The organism is Paramylibacter ulvae (genome assembly GCF_014652655.1).
Classification (GTDB): Bacteria; Pseudomonadota; Alphaproteobacteria; order Rhodobacterales; family Rhodobacteraceae; genus Amylibacter; species Amylibacter ulvae.
In genome coordinates, this window is sequence record NZ_BMZF01000001.1 from 162025 (window position 1) to 180214 (window position 18190).

Annotated in this window: 20 protein-coding genes and 1 tRNA gene; 9 read left to right on the forward strand and 12 right to left on the reverse strand. The window is 48.4% G+C overall.

Annotated features, from left to right (window positions below):
• Window positions 1–37 precede the first annotated feature (37 nt).
• The gene (locus IE094_RS00880; protein ID WP_189638690.1) at window positions 38–499 is read right to left on the reverse strand and encodes a YfjT/YkfB family phage-associated protein; all 462 of its coding nucleotides are present in this window, start codon (window positions 497–499) and stop codon (window positions 38–40) included.
• Between the two features lie 296 nt (window positions 500–795).
• Between IE094_RS00880 and IE094_RS00885 the strand changes: the two genes are divergently transcribed.
• On the forward strand, window positions 796–2160 hold the full coding sequence (locus IE094_RS00885) for an MATE family efflux transporter (protein ID WP_189638691.1): 1365 nt from the start codon (window positions 796–798) through the stop codon (window positions 2158–2160).
• Here IE094_RS00885 and dddP read toward each other — a convergent pair.
• Both dddP and IE094_RS00895 read right to left on the reverse strand, forming a co-directional pair.
• Window positions 2157–3488 carry a dimethylsulfonioproprionate lyase DddP gene (gene dddP, locus IE094_RS00890; protein ID WP_189638692.1) on the reverse strand — a complete coding sequence of 444 codons (1332 nt, stop codon included), beginning with the start codon at window positions 3486–3488 and terminating at the stop codon, window positions 2157–2159. The genes IE094_RS00885 and dddP overlap by 4 nt on opposite strands.
• Window positions 3489–3566: 78 nt before the next feature.
• Window positions 3567–4001: a DUF4345 domain-containing protein gene (locus IE094_RS00895; RefSeq protein ID WP_229801948.1), complete on the reverse strand. Its 435-nt coding sequence runs from the start codon at window positions 3999–4001 to the stop codon at window positions 3567–3569.
• Between the two features lie 159 nt (window positions 4002–4160).
• Between IE094_RS00895 and IE094_RS00900 the strand changes: the two genes are divergently transcribed.
• Window positions 4161–4913, forward strand: a complete 753-nt coding sequence (locus IE094_RS00900) for a heme-dependent oxidative N-demethylase family protein (RefSeq protein WP_229801949.1) — start codon at window positions 4161–4163, stop codon at window positions 4911–4913.
• A gap of 46 nt (window positions 4914–4959) precedes the next feature.
• Here the strand turns inward: IE094_RS00900 and glnA are convergent, their stop codons facing one another.
• Complete coding sequence (glnA, locus tag IE094_RS00905; protein WP_189638695.1) at window positions 4960–6366, reverse strand: type I glutamate--ammonia ligase; 1407 nt, start codon at window positions 6364–6366, stop codon at window positions 4960–4962.
• A 31-nt stretch (window positions 6367–6397) separates the two neighbouring features.
• Window positions 6398–6736 (reverse strand): P-II family nitrogen regulator, encoded by a 339-nt coding sequence (locus IE094_RS00910; RefSeq protein ID WP_099593491.1) that lies wholly within the window; start codon window positions 6734–6736, stop codon window positions 6398–6400.
• A 309-nt stretch (window positions 6737–7045) separates the two neighbouring features.
• Between IE094_RS00910 and IE094_RS00915 the strand changes: the two genes are divergently transcribed.
• Both IE094_RS00915 and tig read left to right on the forward strand, forming a co-directional pair.
• Window positions 7046–7130, forward strand: a tRNA-Leu gene (locus IE094_RS00915).
• 165 nt (window positions 7131–7295) lie between these two features.
• A complete protein-coding gene (gene tig / locus IE094_RS00920; RefSeq protein ID WP_189638696.1) occupies window positions 7296–8624 on the forward strand; it encodes a trigger factor in 1329 nt (442 codons plus the stop codon).
• Window positions 8625–8683: 59 nt separating this feature from the next.
• On the opposite strand, the gene IE094_RS00925 is transcribed toward tig, so the two are convergent.
• From IE094_RS00925 to IE094_RS00935, 3 genes are all read right to left on the reverse strand, one after another.
• Complete coding sequence (locus IE094_RS00925; protein WP_189638697.1) at window positions 8684–9133, reverse strand: SRPBCC family protein; 450 nt, start codon at window positions 9131–9133, stop codon at window positions 8684–8686.
• Between the two features lie 2 nt (window positions 9134–9135).
• The gene (locus IE094_RS00930; RefSeq protein WP_189638698.1) at window positions 9136–9444 is read right to left on the reverse strand and encodes an ArsR/SmtB family transcription factor; all 309 of its coding nucleotides are present in this window, start codon (window positions 9442–9444) and stop codon (window positions 9136–9138) included.
• 89 nt (window positions 9445–9533) lie between these two features.
• Window positions 9534–10592, reverse strand: coding sequence for a hypothetical protein (locus IE094_RS00935; RefSeq protein ID WP_189638699.1), 1059 nt, complete (start codon window positions 10590–10592; stop codon window positions 9534–9536).
• 259 nt (window positions 10593–10851) lie between these two features.
• Here IE094_RS00935 and clpP point away from each other — a divergent pair, with 259 nt between their 5' ends.
• From clpP to IE094_RS00960, 5 genes are all read left to right on the forward strand, one after another.
• Window positions 10852–11475, forward strand: a complete 624-nt coding sequence (gene clpP / locus IE094_RS00940) for an ATP-dependent Clp endopeptidase proteolytic subunit ClpP (protein ID WP_189638700.1) — start codon at window positions 10852–10854, stop codon at window positions 11473–11475.
• Window positions 11476–11637: 162 nt separating this feature from the next.
• Window positions 11638–12906: an ATP-dependent Clp protease ATP-binding subunit ClpX gene (gene clpX / locus IE094_RS00945; RefSeq protein ID WP_189638701.1), complete on the forward strand. Its 1269-nt coding sequence runs from the start codon at window positions 11638–11640 to the stop codon at window positions 12904–12906.
• A 124-nt stretch (window positions 12907–13030) separates the two neighbouring features.
• Complete coding sequence (locus IE094_RS00950; protein ID WP_189638702.1) at window positions 13031–13405, forward strand: NADH:ubiquinone oxidoreductase subunit NDUFA12; 375 nt, start codon at window positions 13031–13033, stop codon at window positions 13403–13405.
• 15 nt (window positions 13406–13420) lie between these two features.
• Entirely contained in the window at window positions 13421–13867 is a 447-nt protein-coding gene (gene mlaD, locus IE094_RS00955) for an outer membrane lipid asymmetry maintenance protein MlaD (RefSeq protein ID WP_189638703.1), read from the forward strand.
• Entirely contained in the window at window positions 13864–14229 is a 366-nt protein-coding gene (locus IE094_RS00960) for a DUF2155 domain-containing protein (RefSeq protein WP_229801950.1), read from the forward strand. The genes mlaD and IE094_RS00960 overlap by 4 nt, the downstream gene beginning before the upstream one ends.
• Here IE094_RS00960 and aat read toward each other — a convergent pair.
• From aat to IE094_RS00980, 4 genes are all read right to left on the reverse strand, one after another.
• The gene (aat, locus tag IE094_RS00965; RefSeq protein ID WP_189638704.1) at window positions 14207–14815 is read right to left on the reverse strand and encodes a leucyl/phenylalanyl-tRNA--protein transferase; all 609 of its coding nucleotides are present in this window, start codon (window positions 14813–14815) and stop codon (window positions 14207–14209) included. The genes IE094_RS00960 and aat overlap by 23 nt on opposite strands.
• A gap of 24 nt (window positions 14816–14839) precedes the next feature.
• Window positions 14840–16189: an acetyl-CoA carboxylase biotin carboxylase subunit gene (accC, locus tag IE094_RS00970; protein WP_189638705.1), complete on the reverse strand. Its 1350-nt coding sequence runs from the start codon at window positions 16187–16189 to the stop codon at window positions 14840–14842.
• A 22-nt stretch (window positions 16190–16211) separates the two neighbouring features.
• Entirely contained in the window at window positions 16212–16700 is a 489-nt protein-coding gene (gene accB / locus IE094_RS00975) for an acetyl-CoA carboxylase biotin carboxyl carrier protein (RefSeq protein WP_189638706.1), read from the reverse strand.
• A gap of 79 nt (window positions 16701–16779) precedes the next feature.
• Window positions 16780–18117, reverse strand: coding sequence for a M48 family metalloprotease (locus IE094_RS00980; RefSeq protein ID WP_189638707.1), 1338 nt, complete (start codon window positions 18115–18117; stop codon window positions 16780–16782).
• Window positions 18118–18190: the final 73 nt, after the last annotated feature.

Genomic DNA, 18190 nt, shown 5'->3' on the forward strand with positions numbered 1-18190 from the left:
AAGATCATAGAACAAGTTGCCCCATAGGGTATAGCAATTATTGCGATGCCATTTGCATTGTATCGCCATGCACTGCGCATTTATCACCAATAGCGGCGGATGAACCGGCAAGGGCGAATGTGGCGGTGGCACCGTTAAAGAGACGCACCTTGACCCGTGATTTGGATTTCATCAACCCGACGATGCGGTTGAACTGTTCCACATCGGGGTGGGCGAATGTGCCAATGCCGCCTTCGATATCGGTGGTGGCGTAAATTGGCGCGTCTTTGTCAAATTGCATCATCACGCTGGAATTTGGCATTGGTGCCGTGCCATTGATGGCAAATGTGATTGCAGAGATTGGGGCGTTGATCCCAACGTCACACATCACCGCGATTTCATCGGCAGATTTGGTTGTAACACTGGCCAGACGGATGCCATCCGTTGTTGACCCATTCCAAGATCCCGCAAATACAGGAGAGGCCACAAGAGTGGCGACGATAACAGCAGCTTTAATCATTTTTTCCCCATTGCCACATAGCGTGGCGGCTTAATTCAACCAGCGGCAGATGCTGGTAACTCGATAATCGCCCAACCATTTTGCAATGTTCCCTCTGAGCGTGAGGGATAAGTAGGAATTGAATGTATCGGTTTCAATAAAACGACGTGACATTTATTCTAAACTTAACGAAAAACAGTGATTATAGTCACCGTTTTTGAAGAAGAAATTATACATTCTCGCACAAGACATTACATAGCCATCGAAATGTTCATTTGGGTTTTGCGTATTGCAAAACAAAATTATTAGGTAATCGCTTGCAAAGCTGGTCATCACATGTTCGCTCTACACTCGCATTGGGCACACCATTGGTTGGGTCGCATCTGGCACAGATGTTAATTCAGACAACGGATGTGGTCATGTTGGGCTGGTATGGCGTGGAAGAATTGGCCGGCACGATTTTGGCAACACAGGTGTTTATACTTGTGCTGTTGATCGGGTCTGGTTTTGCCTTTGCGGTAATGCCAATGGCAGCGAATGCCATTGGTGCAGGACGTGATAGCGAGGTACGCCAATCTGTGCGTATGGCCGCATTGATCGCGTTGGTTTACAGCCTGATTGCGATTATCCCGCTCAGTTTTCTGGAAAATTTCCTTTTGTTGACAGGGCAGCAACCTGAATTGGCGCATATCGCGGGCGAATATATGTCGATTGCGCAATGGGCATTGATTCCGGGTGCATTGGTTTTTGTCACCCGTAGCTTTTTCTCGGCCCTTGAACGAACACAGGTGGTGTTCTGGGTTGTTGTCGCAGGGGCGGCGTGGAATGCGGTTTTGAATTATGCGTTTATTTTTGGCAATTTTGGTCTGCCCGAATTGGGTGCGCGGGGGGCTGCGATTTCATCGGTAATGACCACCTGCGCCACGTTGGTTGCATTTCTGCTTTATGCTTATTGGCGCACAGAAATCCGCGGATACGTGTTTTACCGTGGCTTTTTCCAAATTGATTTTCATCGATTAAAAGAAGTGTTTTTATTGGGCTGGCCGATCAGCCTGTCAATGCTGGCCGAAACAGGATTGTTCACCGCATCGACATTGATGGTTGGTGCGTTTGGGACATTGGCGCTGGCCACACATGGGATTGTTTTGCAGATCGTAACGATCTTTTTCATGATCCCACTTGGCATGTCGAACGCGGCCACCGTGCGTGCGGCGCGGTTTTGGGGACGCAGCGAAAACAACGAATTGCGCCGTGCATCATTTGTGGCAGTGATCTTGGCCGTGGCCATCGCGGTGGTTACGATGGTGCTGTATCTGGTCGTGCCGGATCGTTTAATCCCGCTGTTTTTGGATCGCGAAGAAACCCGTGTGGTGGAAATCGTCGCGCTTGGGTCCACATTGTTGGTTGTTGCGGCAATGTTTCAAATTGTGGACGCGTTGCAGTTGGTCATGTCCGCATTGTTGCGTGGATTAAAAGATACGTTAATCCCGATGATGATCGCGGTGGTGTCATTCTGGTTTGTCGGTTTGCCAACCAGCTATTTCCTTGGGTTTCGGTTTGGACTGGGTGCCACGGGTGTGTGGTGGGGCTTGGTTTTCGGGCTGGGTGTCGCGGCGGTTTTACTGGGGCTGCGGTTGCGTCGTTTGTTGAATGAACAGCCTGTGATGGTGCAAAACAGCTAAATCTTTTCACCCATCAAATGCGGACAAAAAGGATAGGTTGTGAGGTTTTCATAACCTTCATCTGTTATCAAAACCTGATCTTCTAACTTGATAGAAAAATCCCCATCCTCTGGGCTGACCAAAGCTTCGACGCATAAAACCATGCCTGCTTGCAGTTCATAATCAAACGCGCCTGTGACGTGGTTTTCTGGATATGCAACAAGTGGCCATTCATCGCACAGACCGACCCCATGAAACCGACAACCGTATTGTTGGCGCACATATTGTGGCGCCAATTTATGCCCCCCGAATGTCAGTTCATCACATGTGACACCGGGTTTTAACAGTGCCATATTTTCCATGATGTGATCATGGGCATGGCGCATCGCGGTAATCATTTCGGGGCGGGGCGGTTGATCGCCAATCCACCATGTGCGGCTGATGTCGATGCACATACCATAACATCCAACCAGATCGGTATCGAACGCCAGAATTTCATTATTTTGCAATTGACGTGGGCCGCATTCTTGGAACCAAGGATTGGTGCGCGGTCCTGTGGTCAGCAACCGCGTTTCAATCCATTCTCCACCTCGTGCGATATTGGCGCGGTGCAATTCAGCCCAGATTTCATTTTCTGACATACCAACGCGCACTGCATCTTGCATTTCGCGCACCGCAGATTCACAAGCATGATGGGCACAACGCATGGCGTGAATTTCATCGACACCTTTAATTGATCGCGCTTTTTCGGTGAGCTCTTCACCGTTCATGATTTCAAAACCTTGCGCAGCAAGGGCGCGAAACCCTGTGAACATCGCCTTGTCCACGGCAAGACGATTGTTGCCATCGCCGTGAAAATCAATCAGATCGCGCAGCTCGCGGGCAAATATATCGGCGGCGGCATCAACCATATCGCCGCGATCAAAATAAAATAAATCGGCCCCAGATCGTTGTTCGCGCACCAATGGGTTGAATTTTGACAAGAACATCGCGTTTTTATAATCCCAAACCACCATATACCCATCGGCGCATACAAGTGTGGCGCGAAATGGATTATGGGTGTTCCAAAGCTGCATATTCGTGCTGTCCGTGGCATATCGGATGTTCAAGGGATCAAACAGCAACAACCCGCCATAACCACGCGCATTGATATGATCGACCAATCGTTGCCAGCGATATTTGCGCATCGCAGGAAGGTTGGGCTGTGTTAGGCCAGCCGAAGTCCATTCGTTGAGTGCCAGCAAACTTGGCCCGATTTCAACGCGATCGGCGATATTGGGTGTCCCATCGGGCAGGGTGGCGCCTGCTGTTGGGTCAATCTTTCGCGTTGATGCGTAATGGTCGTTCAAAATCAATCCTCCGCATATTCAACAAAGTCTGATTTTTGCTCAACGTATCGCCAATTTGCGCCGCATAAGCGTCGTTTTTTAGAACAATCGGTGTTTAGCGCGTTGTTGTAGCATTAAAATGAACAGTGGTACTGCGATTTCAAGGCTGAGCAATATCAACATAATGCCATGCGGCGCACCGTTGAAATAGATTGATATGCCACGCCCCAAAGCGCCCAATAACACAACCGCCACTAACATAGGAATACGGTGCATCCGTCGGCGCAGATCGGACGCGGTGTTCAAAATAATCATACCGTAAGCCACATAAAAGATGGCCAAGAACCGCATTTCGCTGTCGATATCGGCGTGGTTCAGATGATCAAGCGGTGATATATCCCCCAGTAATATATCGGCCAATGGTGCCGCGAATTGGACGATTGGAAAAATTCCAAACAGATATATGCTCGCGCCGATGGCCACGATAAACAGCCCCGTAATATAGAGCGTAAATCTGAGTAACGAGAATGACATGTGCAGAAATGTGGCACAATTCATTGCGTTTTCAAAAGAATTTTTTTGGGACAATAATTTGGCGTGATATTTACGCCCGCTATCGCACTTGTTTTCTACAGAGTTGATTGTCAGAACACGGATATGAACGTTGATTTTAGAAATATTTGCCAGACCCAATTGCCGTTATCGCCATGGGCGGATCCGCGATTGCGTCGACTGCCTGGGATGAACCCGTTGGATGTGGTGGATTGGCTGATTGTGGACGATGCGTTTGATCGCCAGTTAGCCTATGCTGATTATCTGATTGGAACGAAACGCGATGCGGTTTTTGCCATGCAAGACGGCGCGGATGATGGCGCGGCGGAGCTGTTGGAATTAGTGATAGCAGCACTTGCAAATCACCCCGATTATCGGATTACCGATCAATCTGTTGCGCGTCCCGACGGGGTGGTTGTTGCGTTAGACGGCGATCATCCATTGATTATTGCGCGGCGTCTGGTGCAACAAGATTTTTGCCTGATGGGCAAGCAAGGTGATGAACATGTCTTAGAAGGTGCCACGCTTTGTTTTCCCGCCAGTTGGACATTATCGGAAAAGATCGGACAACCGATGTCGCGCATCCATACACCCGTGCCAGAATTTAGCGCTGATATTGCCCGACGTGTGCAGCGCATGTTTGATACGATGCGCGATGGGCGGGCGTTATGGCGTGCAAATTGGATGGTTTATGCCGATCCCGATTTGCATCAACCACGTTTAGAAAATGCGCCACACAGACCCGCACCGACAGGGCAGGGATGGATGCGAGTGGAGCGACAATCGCTACGTCTGTTGCCCCGATCCGGGATGACGGTATTTGGTATTCATTCGATTGTGGTGCCAATGGATGCATTGACGAAAGAGCAGAGCGAAACACTAACCGCCCCATAAAAAAAGGCCCCGCAATTGCAGGGCCTTTTCGATATTCATCAACTGATTAGCAGCTGTAGTACATGCCATATTCAACTGGGTGTGGCGTGTGCTCGTATGCGAATACTTCTTCCCATTTCAGGGCGATGTAACCTTCGATTTGCGACTTTGTGAAAACGCCACCTTCGGTCAAGAAGTCCATGTCGGCCTCTAGTGATTCAAGTGCTTCGCGCAATGAACCACAAACCGTTGGGATGCCTGCCAATTCTTCGGCTGGCAGATCGTAAAGGTCTTTGTCAGATGCTTCGCCTGGATCAATTTTGTTTTTGATACCGTCAAGGCCAGCCATCAACAGAGCAGAGAAACACAAGTATGGGTTTGCTGCTGGGTCTGGGAAACGTGCCTCTACGCGTTTTGCCTTTGGGCTCTCTGCGAATGGGATACGTACACAGCCAGAACGGTTAGACGCAGAATATGCGCGCAGAACTGGTGCCTCAAAGCCCGGGATCAGGCGCTTGTAGCTGTTTGTGGATGGGTTTGTGATCGCATTCAACGCTTTCGCGTGTTTCAAGATACCACCGATGAAATACAGTGCTTCTTGTGACAGGTCAGCGTATTTATCGCCTGCGAACAATGGTTTGCCGTCTTTCCAAACGGACATGTTCACGTGCATGCCTGTGCCGTTATCACCGGCGATCGGTTTTGGCATGAATGTCGCTGATTTGCCGTAGGCATGTGCAACATTGTGGACGATGTATTTATATTTTTGCAACTCGTCGGCTTGTTTCGTCAACGTGCCAAAAATCAAGCCCAATTCGTGCTGACAAGACGCAACCTCGTGGTGGTGTTTGTCAACCTTCATGCCGATTGATTTCATTGTCGATAGCATTTCAGAACGCAAATCCTGTGCCGCATCAATTGGGTTTACGGGGAAGTAGCCGCCTTTAACACCAGGGCGGTGGCCCATGTTGCCCATTTCATATTCAGTATCTGTGTTCCATGACGCATCAGCGGCATCAACTTCGTAAGACACTTTGTTGATTGTGTTTGAAAAACGGACATCGTCGAATAGGAAGAATTCGGCCTCTGGGCCAAAGAAAGACGTGTCACCAATGCCTGATGCAACCAAATATTCTTCGGCGCGCATGGCTGTTGAACGTGGGCAACGGTCATATGTTTCACCAGTGTCTGGTTCAACAACGTGACAATGCACAGCGATTGTTTTTTCTGCGTAGAACGGATCAAGATATGCGGATTCTGTGTCCACGATCAATTTCATGTCTGATTTGTCGATGGATTTCCAACCTGCGATGGATGAACCATCAAACATGAAACCACCTTCGAGAAAGTCTTCATCGACCTCATCATTGATCACTGTTACGTGCTGTAGCTTGCCGCGTGGGTCGGTGAAACGGATATCGACATATTGAATGTCTTCGTCCGCAATACGTTTTACTAAATCTTTTGCGCTCATGTTGAGTGCTCCTCTTCTTATGATGCGTTAGTTAAAGTGCGTCCACGCCGTTTTCGCCTGTGCGAATACGGATGGCTTGTTCAATGTCGGATACGAAGATTTTACCGTCGCCGATTTTTTCGGTGCGCGCGGCGTCGATGATCGCCTCTATCGCCGGTTCCAATTGATCGTCAGAAATCACCAATTCGATTTTTACCTTTGGCAAGAAATCCACAACGTATTCCGCGCCGCGGTACAATTCTGTATGTCCTTTTTGACGGCCAAAACCTTTGGCTTCGATAACGGACAGACCTTGGACGCCAACCTCTTGCAAGGCTTCTTTCACTTCGTCCAATTTAAATGGCTTGATGATCGCTTCGATCTTTTTCATGGGGGTGAAGTCTCCGAAAATTAATATGCTGCATGTGTTTCAGCCATCTTTTGTGCAGCTTTGCAATTCGGATACGCTGTGGTGATGCCTGTGGGGCTGTTTGTTGCAGTGTTTGCATAATAAATAGGCAGATTGCGTAATAAATGGGCAGTGCGCAAAGCGGGTCACTTCAACCTTGGCCAAACTTGCCATATTCATGGGCAATACTGATCTGATAATATTTTTCCATAATTGATCAATTTTGCTCTTACATCCCTCAAATAGTTGCGCTAGAAGGCACGTCATTCGAGCAATGACTCGGATATATGTGCGGGTGTGGCGGAATTGGTAGACGCACCAGATTTAGGTTCTGGCGCCGCGAGGCGTGGGGGTTCAAGTCCCTTCACCCGTACCATCTTTCTCGATAATGATGAAAACAGAGACAAGCGCATATTTGCGCAATTTTCCCCTTATAAATCTGCCCTTGCACCCATGCCGTTCCATCCCTAAAAGGACGTCAGTTTTTCCCATGCATGTGGGTTATGGCGTGTGGCCAAACCCCAGTTAAAAGGACCGCAAAATGCAAGTGACCGAAACGTTGAACGAAGGCCTGAAGCGAGGCTATACCATTGTTTTAACAGCAAAAGAATTGGCAGACAAAGTTGATGCCAAATTGGAAGAAGCCGCGCCAACCATCGAAATGAAGGGTTTTCGCAAGGGTAAAGTTCCAAAAGCGTTGTTGAAAAAACAATTCGGTCAGCAAGTTTTGGGCGAAGCAATGCAAGAAAGCATTGATGGCGCGATGAACGAGCATTTTGAAAAATCAGGCGACCGCCCAGCAGGCCAGCCAGATGTTAAAATGACCAATGATGATTGGAAAGAAGGCGACGACGTAGAAGTAACATTGAACTACGAACGCCTTCCAGACGTGCCAGAAACAGATTTCTCCAAGGTGAAATTGGAAAAATTGACTGTTAAGCCAGCAGATGCGGATATCGACGAAGCATTGGCGAACTTGGCAGAAACTGCGCAAAACTTTGAATCACGCAAAAAAGGCAGCAAAGCAAAAGACGGCGACCAAATCGTTATCGATTTCTTGGGCAAAGTTGACGATGTTGCATTTGATGGCGGCCAAGCAGATGATTACCCGCTGGTTTTGGGTTCAAACAGCTTTATTCCTGGTTTCGAGGAACAGCTTGTTGGTGCCAAAGCAGGCGACGACGTTGTTGTGAATGTAGATTTCCCTGAAAATTACGGCGCAGAAAACTTGGCTGGTAAAGCCGCTGTTTTTGAATGCAAAGTAAAAGACGTGAAAGAGCCAAAAGCAGCAGAGCTTGACGACGAATTGGCGAAAAAATTCGGCGCAGAAAGCCTTGATGATTTGAAAAAACAAATTGGTGAGCGTCTAGAAGCGGAATATGCTGGCGCGGCACGTATGGTGATGAAGCGTGACTTGATGGATGGTCTGGACAAATTGGTAACATTCGAATTACCAGAGAGCCTGATCACAGCCGAAGCAAACCAAATCGCACACCAGTTGTGGCACGAAGAGAACCCAGATGTTCAAGGCCACGACCACCCAGAAATCACACCAACAGACGAGCATAACAAACTGGCAGAACGCCGCGTGCGTTTGGGTCTTTTGTTGGCAGAAGTTGGTCAGATCCAAAAGATCGAAGTAACAGATGCAGAAATGCAGCAAGCGGTGATGCAACAGGTGCAAAACTATCCTGGTCAAGAGCGTGAATTCTTTGAATTCATTCAGAAAAACCAGCAGATGCAACAACAGCTACGTGCGCCAATCTTTGAAGACAAAGTTGTTGATTACATCGTAGAAAATGCGAAAACGACAACAAAAGAAGTGACCAAAGAAGAGCTGCAAAAAGCAGTTGAAGAATTGGACGCTTAATCTGTTTTCAGATTACGGATTGAAAGAGCGCCCAAGTGGCGCTCTTTTTTTATGCGTTGCTATGAACAGGCATTGGCGAAGGCGGTTTCAAACACACCAACCCAGCCCGCGTTATAGCCATCATGCATATCCTGCGCCTTGTCGCCAAACGCTTCCCAGCCGTAATGTTTTAGCGTGACTGTGGTGCCAGTGCTGCTTGGTTCAAATGTGACCTCAACAAAAGTTGCGTCTTTGGGTTCCAGATTGATATGCCATGCGAGCGCCAGTTTTGAATGGGGTGAAAATTCGGTGACAGACCCCCAAATTAAATCCGTGCCCGTGTGATCAGTTTCGATAATTGCACCACCTGTTTTTGGCTCCATTACAACACGTTGCGCGACCGCACCATTCATGGCGGAAACGCTGTTTTTATCTTTGGGCCACCATGTGTCAATGTCATTGGTGAACGTATCAAATGCATGTTGAGGCGGGCAGGGAACGGTGATGGTTTTAATGACAGGTGGCAGCATAATTAATCCTTTGCTTGGTTGATAATGTGGTCTTGAAAAGCGGTGAGCGCATCATCCCAAAACCCATCGATATAGGCGCGCACGGGTGCCAGCCCATCGCGATTAATCTGATAAATCCGTTTGGTGCCCTTTGGCGTGACGGATAGCAGACCAGCATCGGTCAGGATTTTGAGATGTTGTGAAATTGCGGGGCGGCTGACGTTATGTTGATCAGCCAGTTGCGCCACCGACATGGGTTGCGTTGCGATCTGTTGCAATATGTTGCGACGGCGCGGGTCGGCGAGGGCGGTGAAAATCATATCGTAAGTCATAACTTACGGTAAGTAATACCTTACCAAATGTCAAGCTTACATAAAAAAGCCCGCACGAGGCGGGCTTAATTATTATATTTTACAATAACTTAGAAGCTTTTGGAAACTTTCATGCCAAACGTGATAACTTCGTTATCACCGAATTGTGTGCCAGCATCTGTCATCGCATCACCACGTGGAGAGTAGCTGATCCCCATTGATGTTTTTACTCCGTTTGCACCAGTGTATGCACCACCGAGAGCAACGCCAAACAAACCGTTTGTTGGTGCAAGTGAGCTTACAGGTTCTGCACCTTTATCTTCGTATGACAAAGTCAACGACATTGAGAATTCATCAGATATCTTACGACCGATACCCAATGAATATGCAGTTGTGTCTTCGAAGTTTGAAAGTGGTGCAAGCCCTGCAAATACAACATTCGCATCTGACCAGTTCGCGCGACGTACACTACCAAACAGCAATGTGTCCGCGGCGATACCAGATTGGAATTCCAACGTGTATGCTTCAGGTGAGCCAGCAAGAGTCTTGCCGTAATTGCCACCAGATGTTGCGCCTATAGAGTCCAATTCGAAATCTAGCTTAGATTCATATGATAGCGAAACACGTAGTGCGATATCAGGAATTTCATATGCGACACCAGCAATATAACCTGTGTCAGAGTCGCTGGAAAAACTATGTGCTTCGGTTAAACCAAGAGCTGGAATTGCAGTCAAATCGGCAGAACCTTTGGCAATTTGGTGTTTGATCCCAGCAAACGCGCTAAAACGATCAGTAAAGCTGTATTTAGCAAGTAGAGTAGCAGATGTTGAACTTACTGAACCGCGAAGTGGGCTGCCCAATGATGCGTAATTAATATCAACGCCCAGCGGTTGATTGTTATAAACAAACGCCACCGCCAGTTTATCATTGAATTGATGCTTGTAGCCGAATTTCAATGTTGTGAATGATTCAGCAACGTTGAACGAATGTGGTAAACCCGCTGGTGTTACACTTGGCAATGTAACGGCCAATGCTGCCTCGGCATAATTGCCTTGTTCAAACAAGATGCTTGGGCTGAATGTTGCGCGATCCATACCGCCAGCAAAAGCGGATGATGCGATGAGTGTTGACGCGGCTGCACCTGACGCCAAAATTGTTTTTATTTTCATGATGCTCTCTCCCTAGAAACTTCACGATTACGTTAGTGCGACAATGTGGTTGCGGTCAAACGCAATGTGACATTTGTGACGCGGGGGAATTTAGGCTCGTGGTATTTTTACACCACAGACAGTGCGCAAAAATGCAGGGACAATTTGTTTTGATGATATTTAATATTTAATTCATCTTACAAGGCCAAAACGCGCCTTGAAGCCCCCCGCAAGGCGCACTACAGTTATCGCAGAAATTTGCAAACACAGGCGAAATATCATGAGAGACCCACAAGAAGTTTATATGAATACATTGGTTCCAATGGTTGTGGAACAAACATCACGTGGGGAACGATCATACGATATTTTTTCACGCCTGTTAAAAGAACGCATCATTTTCCTGTCAGGCCCGGTGCATGATGGCATGTCTACATTGATCGTTGCACAATTGTTGTTTCTTGAGGCGGAAAACCCCAAGAAAGACATTTTCATGTATATCAATAGCCCGGGCGGCGTGGTGACATCCGGATTGTCGATTTATGATACGATGCAATATATCCGTCCCAAGGTTTCGACGCTGTGCGTCGGCCAAGCCGCATCAATGGGGTCGTTGTTATTGGCCGCGGGTGAACCGGGCCAGCGTTTTGCATTGCCAAATGCACGCGTGATGGTGCACCAGCCATCTGGTGGTTTCCAAGGCCAAGCATCCGATATCGCACTGCACGCCAAAGAAATTTTGGAACTGAAAGATCGCTTAAACAACATCTATGTCAAACATTGCGGACGTAAATTGAAAGAGGTCGAAACAGCGCTTGATCGCGATAATTTCATGACCGCAGAAGAGGCCAAAGATTGGGGGCTGGTTGATGAGATCGTGCAAAAACGCGCATTGCCAGACGAATAGGGCGCACAATCAAGGGTTTATTCATCTTGCTGTGGCTATCGTGTGTCAAATATATGGTCATAATTTAGCCATGTCTGGTCACTAGGTAACGAATAATCGCATTGTATCGGGCATGGTTCTGCCATATCGTATCGGGCAAGCGTAAATAAGGCGGAGTAAAATATGTCGAATTCAAACAATACGGACGCGAAAAATACACTGTATTGTTCGTTTTGTGGCAAAAGCCAGCATGAAGTGCGCAAATTAATTGCGGGTCCAACTGTGTTCATCTGTGATGAATGTGTTGAATTATGTATGGATATCATCCGCGAAGAAGCCAAGGGTGGCATTGCCACATCTGGCGAAGGTGTGCCAACGCCCGCGGATATCTGTAATTTCTTGGATGAATATGTGATTGGCCAAGATGTGGCGAAACGCGTGTTGTCTGTTGCTGTGCATAACCATTACAAACGTCTGGATCACGCCGAACACACCAAGGATGATATCGAGCTTTCGAAATCCAATATCTTGCTTATTGGGCCAACGGGTTGTGGTAAAACATTGCTCGCGCAAACATTGGCACGCATTATTGATGTGCCATTTACAATGGCTGACGCCACAACATTGACCGAGGCTGGCTATGTTGGCGAAGACGTTGAAAATATCATTCTGAAATTGTTGCAAGCATCTGAATATAACGTGGAACGCGCCCAGCGTGGTATCGTTTATATCGACGAGGTCGATAAAATCACCCGCAAATCAGACAACCCATCCATCACCCGCGATGTCTCGGGCGAGGGTGTTCAGCAAGCATTGCTTAAAATCATGGAAGGCACGGTTGCATCCGTTCCCCCACAGGGTGGTCGTAAACACCCACAACAAGAATTCTTGCAAGTGGATACCACGAACATTTTGTTCATCTGTGGCGGCGCATTTGCGGGCTTGGATAAAATCATTGGCCAACGTGGCAAGGGTTCTGGTATCGGGTTTGGCGCAGATGTCAAAAACGAAGAAGAGCGCACCGTGGGCGAATGGTTCACCGAATTGGAACCAGAGGATTTGTTGAAATTCGGCCTAATCCCAGAATTTGTTGGTCGTTTGCCTGTTTTGGCGACATTGACCGATTTGGACGAGGATGCATTGATTACAATCCTGTCTGAACCCAAAAACGCATTGGTGAAACAATACCAACGCTTGTTCGAGCTGGAAGATGCGAATCTGAAATTCACAGACGAAGCATTACGTGCCATCGCCAAACGCGCCATCGCACGGAAAACCGGCGCACGTGGGTTGCGTTCGATCATGGAAGACATATTGTTGGATACCATGTTTGATTTGCCAGGTCTTGAAAACGTCCAAGACGTTGTGGTCAACGAAGACGCCGTAACGGGCGAAGGCGAACCATTGATCGTTTACGCAGACAAGGTGGAAGAAACCGCATCAGCGGGCTAATCCCACAACTAATCGTGAAAAAATTGAATGCATTGGCGGAATTCCCGCCAGTGCATTTTTCTTATGCTGGACGTTGGTCTGGGTTTGTAGCATATACAAGATAACAGAACGAAGGATGCCGCAGATGGATTTTATCAAAAGCTTATTTACTTGGTGGAATAGCCAAACGCTCAACACACGTTTTTATACGTGGCGCAAGGGCGTAAAGGTTGGCGAAGACGAACAGGGCAACATCTATTATGAAACGCGCGACGGCAAACGCCGATGGGTTATTTTCAACGGCGAAAGCGAAGCATCGCGGGTAAATGCGGATTGGCACGGCTGGTTGCACCACACATTCAAAGAACCACCAACCGATAAACCATTGAAACACAAGGTGTGGGAAAAACCGCATCAGGAAAACCTGACAGGGACCGCGATGGCCTATGCGCCTGCGGGATCGTTGCGTCACGCAAAACCAGCCGATCGCACCGATTACGAAGCATGGCAACCTGAGTAGCAAAGGGTATTTGCAATGGCACAGAACCTTACTGAAACCGCCGTTGGCGCCGTTGTTGTCGCCGCTGCTGCTGGTTTTTTGATTTTTGCATCGTCAAGTGTGGGATTTTCCACGAAATCAAGCGGATATGAATTAAACGCCAGCTTTCGCAGTGCGGATGGTGTATCCGTTGGCACTGACGTGCGTATGGCGGGCGTCAAGGTTGGCACGGTTACTGCACTTGCGCTTGATCCTGAATCGTTTCGGGCAAATATGGAATTTTCCATGCGCGAAGATCTGAAAATCCCCGATGATTCAGGCGTTCAAATTTCTCAAGAAGGATTGCTTGGGGGCACCTTTGTAGAGGTCGTGCCTGGTGGGTCCGAATTTGCAATGGAACAGGGCGGTGAATTCATCGATACCCAAGGGTCGGTCAGCTTGATATCATTGTTGCTAAAATTCGTGGCGGGCACTGACCAATGATCCGTATTGCGCTGATATCATTTGCTTTTATGATGGCATTGCCCAGCTTTGCCGCGGTAAAAACCACCAATGGATCGGGCGCGATTATACGGATGCTGGATCGCGTCACGGGGCAAGTGGCCGATTTTGAAATGCAAAGCGGTTCGACAATCGAGGTGGCAAAAATTCAAGTCACGCTGAAAGAATGCCGTTACCCACAACGCCGTTTAAACACGGATGCATTTGCGCATTTGTTGATTTTGGATTCACGTATGGAAAACCCCGCGTTTGACGGTTGGATGGTGGCATCTAGCCCTGCGTTATCCGCATTGGAACACCCACGTTACGATGTTTGGGTGATTAAATGTCTGGCGCCGAAATAAACGAAGCCTTTATCCCAAGCGCCTGATCTAGGCGTTCACGATAATCGCTGCGCGGGATTTCAATTGCACCTAATGTTGCCAAATGCGATGTGATGAATTGCGTGTCAAACAGGGTAAACCCCTGTGATTTTAGATGGTTAATCAAATGAAACAGCGCCAGCTTGGATCCATCCGTTTCAACTGAAAACATGCTTTCGCCAAAAAACGCACCACCCAAGGCCACGCCATAAACCCCACCGACCAAGCGATTGTCGCGGTGAATCTCAACGCTATGTGCATATCCCAGCGTATGAAGTTGGCAATATAGCTCAAATATTTCTGCGTTTATCCACGTTTCATCACGATCCGCACAATGACGAACGACATCCGAAAAACATGTATTAATTTCATATCGATAGTCACTTCGTTTGATACGCCGCGCCAAAGAACGCGACACATGAAACGAATTCAGTTCGAATATCCCGCGCATCTGTGGATCAACCCAGAATATGTCGGGATCATCTGCGCTTTCCGACATTGGAAAAACGCCCTGTGCATAGGCTTGTAGCAATAAATGAGGGGTAATTTTTTTTGGTTGGGTGGTCATATCATCCACCCAACCATTTGATATTTATTCGGGATTTTGTTTTTCCAGCCATTTTTCCAGCCAGTGAATATCATAATTCCCTTTTAACACGTCTTCTTCTTGTAATAACGCGTCGAACAGGGGCACGGTGGTATCTACGCCATCCACGATCAATTCACCCAATGCACGACGCAGCCGCGCAAGCGCCGCTTCGCGGGTAATGCCTGAAACGATCAGCTTGGCAATCAAACTGTCGTAATAGGGCGGGATAGTATAGCCAGCATAAAGTGCTGAATCCATGCGCACGCCCAAACCGCCAGGGGCATGAAACGTGGTGATTTTTCCCGGGCAAGGCGTGAAATTTGGAAGTTTTTCCGCGTTAATCCGCACCTCGATCGCATGGCCTTTGATCGACAATTCTTCTTGTTTGAATGTCATTTCTTCGCCAGCGGCAACACGGATTTGTTGTTTTACCAAATCCACACCGTAGATGGTTTCGGTCACAGGGTGTTCCACCTGCAATCGTGTGTTCATCTCGATAAAATAGAACTCGCCATTTTCGTACAAAAATTCAATTGTACCGGCGCCCGAATATTTAATGTCTGCAATAGCATCGGCGCAGACCTTGCCAATTTTTTCACGGGTTTTTTCATCAATTGTTGGGCCTGGTGCCTCTTCAAACACTTTTTGGTGGCGACGTTGCAGTGAACAATCACGCTCGCCCAAATGAACGGCGCGGCCACGACCATCGCCGAATACCTGAACCTCGATATGACGCGGTAGTGTGAGGTATTTTTCAATATAAACCTCGTCGTTACCAAATGCGGCCTTTGATTCGGATCGTGCGGTGGAAAATGCCTCGTCCAGATCTTTCTTGGTTTTCGCAAGTTTCATGCCACGACCACCACCACCAGCGGTTGCCTTTACAATTACAGGGAAACCCATTTCATCAGAAACTTTATGCGCCTCTTCGATGGTATCAACACCACCGTCCGATCCTGGAACACAAGGCACGCCCAGTTTTTTCATTGTGTCTTTGGCGGTGATTTTATCGCCCATCATGCGGATATGCGCTGCACTTGGTCCGATAAAAGTAATATCGTGATCTTCCAACACTTGTACAAAATTGGCGTTTTCAGACAGGAAACCATACCCAGGGTGAACCGCTTCGGCACCTGTAATTTCACACGCTGCAATGATGTTTGGCACGTTTAGATAGCTTTGCGCACCCGATGGTGGGCCAATACAGATGCTTTCGTCTGCCATGCGAACATGCATGGCGTCTGCGTCTGCGGTGGAATGAACGGCGACGGTCCGCACGCCCAATTCTTTGGCGGCGCGGATGACCCGCAATGCAATTTCACCCCGATTGGCGATAAGAATCTTGGAAAACATGTTTGTTTCTTTCGTTTATCGCTTATTCAACAATCACAAGTGGCGTCCCAAATTCAACGGGTGTGCCGTCTTCGATCAGGATACGTTTCACGGTGCCACCTTTAGGGGCAGGGATTTGGTTCATTGTTTTCATCGCCTCGACGATCAACAATGTATCGCCTGCGGCAACTTTCTGGCCAACACTGATGAATGCTGCGGCACCAGGTTCAGGTTGCAAATACGCGGTGCCAACCATGGGTGATGTGACGGCACCTGGGTGATCAGCGGGATCACTTGCGCTGGCGGTTTCTGTTGCGGCTGGCGCGGCGGCTGGTGCAGCTGTGGGCGCGGTGGCAACCATCTGTGGTGCTGCTGCAACGGTCATTGCAGTTTGGCGTGTGACACGCACATTCAACGTTTTATCGTCGCCATATTCGCGTTTCACCTGTAATTCAGTCAGGTCATTTTCGCGCAGCAATTCGGCCAAGGCCTGTACAAACTGAACATCAGTATCTTGATCTTTTTTGGTCATTTCACCCTCGAAATTTGTGCCTTATCTTCGGCAAGGTCATTTGAACCTGTATAAAGATGTTTTGGCAGTGTGAAAAGTCTTAACGTTTACGTGACGTCGCTTGTTTTGCCAGAGCCAATATTTCCTGCGCTTTGAGCCAACCACTCGTCCCTTGCGGCAGCAATCCTTGTGCGCGTTTTGCATGAACAGATGCCTGTTTAAAATTGGATGCTAGCGCGTACCGTTCGGCGGTGACAACTGATGCATTACCGTTTTGCCCTGCACGTGCATATGCCACGGCCAGTTCGCGCAACATGCGGCCATCGCGCGGATCCTTGGAATAGGCGCGTTGTAACACGTTCAACGCCTCTTTGTTGTTGGTATTGGCCGCGTTTAACGAACGCCCAAGCCCCGCCAAGATCAGTGATTCATTTGGCGCAAGTTTTGTTGCTGTGCGATATGATTTGATCGCACCGTTCACATCGCGATTTTCCAACAAGATTTGGCCGCGCAATTCATGATAATATGCATCGTTGGGGCGCATATTTACCAATCGGTTAATCTCGTTAATCGCGCGTTTGCGATCGGGCTTACGATGATATGCAATCGCGCGGGTCAGGGTGGCAATTTCACCTTTGTCCGATTTTTTGACACGGCGCAAAACGCTGGCGGGGTTGTTCGTGAACCCGTTGAATTTGGCAACCATGCGCGCATACCAGTAATCCAAATTGGCGGGTTGTGTGCTGGCGCGGGGTTTATAAGCCCCAGCAAAGGCGCGTAAATTTGCGATACGTTCGCGCGACATTGGGTGCGATAATGTATATGGATCGCGGTGTTTCGCCGACATCAAATCTTGGCCGTCAAAGATTTCCAACACTTCGATTGCGGCAACAGGATCAATGCCTGCGGCGGCCATAAAGCGTGCACCTGATTGATCTGCGCTCGATTCTTGGGCGCGTGTGTGGGTTAAAAAGTTACGTGTCGCAACCGATGCCGATCCCGCAGACAGCGCGACAGCGGCTTCGCCAGAACCAGCGGCTGCAGCAGCTATGCCAAGCAAAAATCCAACACCCGCCGCGGTTTTTGAACTGGCGGCAGCACCCGCACGCTGTGCAATGTGGCCACCTGTAATATGGCCAACTTCATGCGCCAAAACCGATTGCAATTGTTCCACAGATTTTAGTTTCAGGATCAGCCCGTGATGGACAAAAATATGGCGCCCACCAGCGACGAACGCATTCAATGAACGGTCATTTACCACCAAAATATTGGCGTTGCTTTGGGAAACACCCGCCTTGGCCAAAATTGGTTTTGCGGCCAATTTTAATGTGCGTTCAATTTCTGCATCGCGGATCAATCCCTGTGCGGACAGGCTTATCGCGCTGGACAAAACGAACGCCGTGGTCATCGCCAATTTGCAAAATTTCGAACCAAACATGGATATTCCTCTACTGGTTTTGGAAACAATGCCGAGCTTGTGGGCAAAAAACAACGCACAGTGATGTTATGCG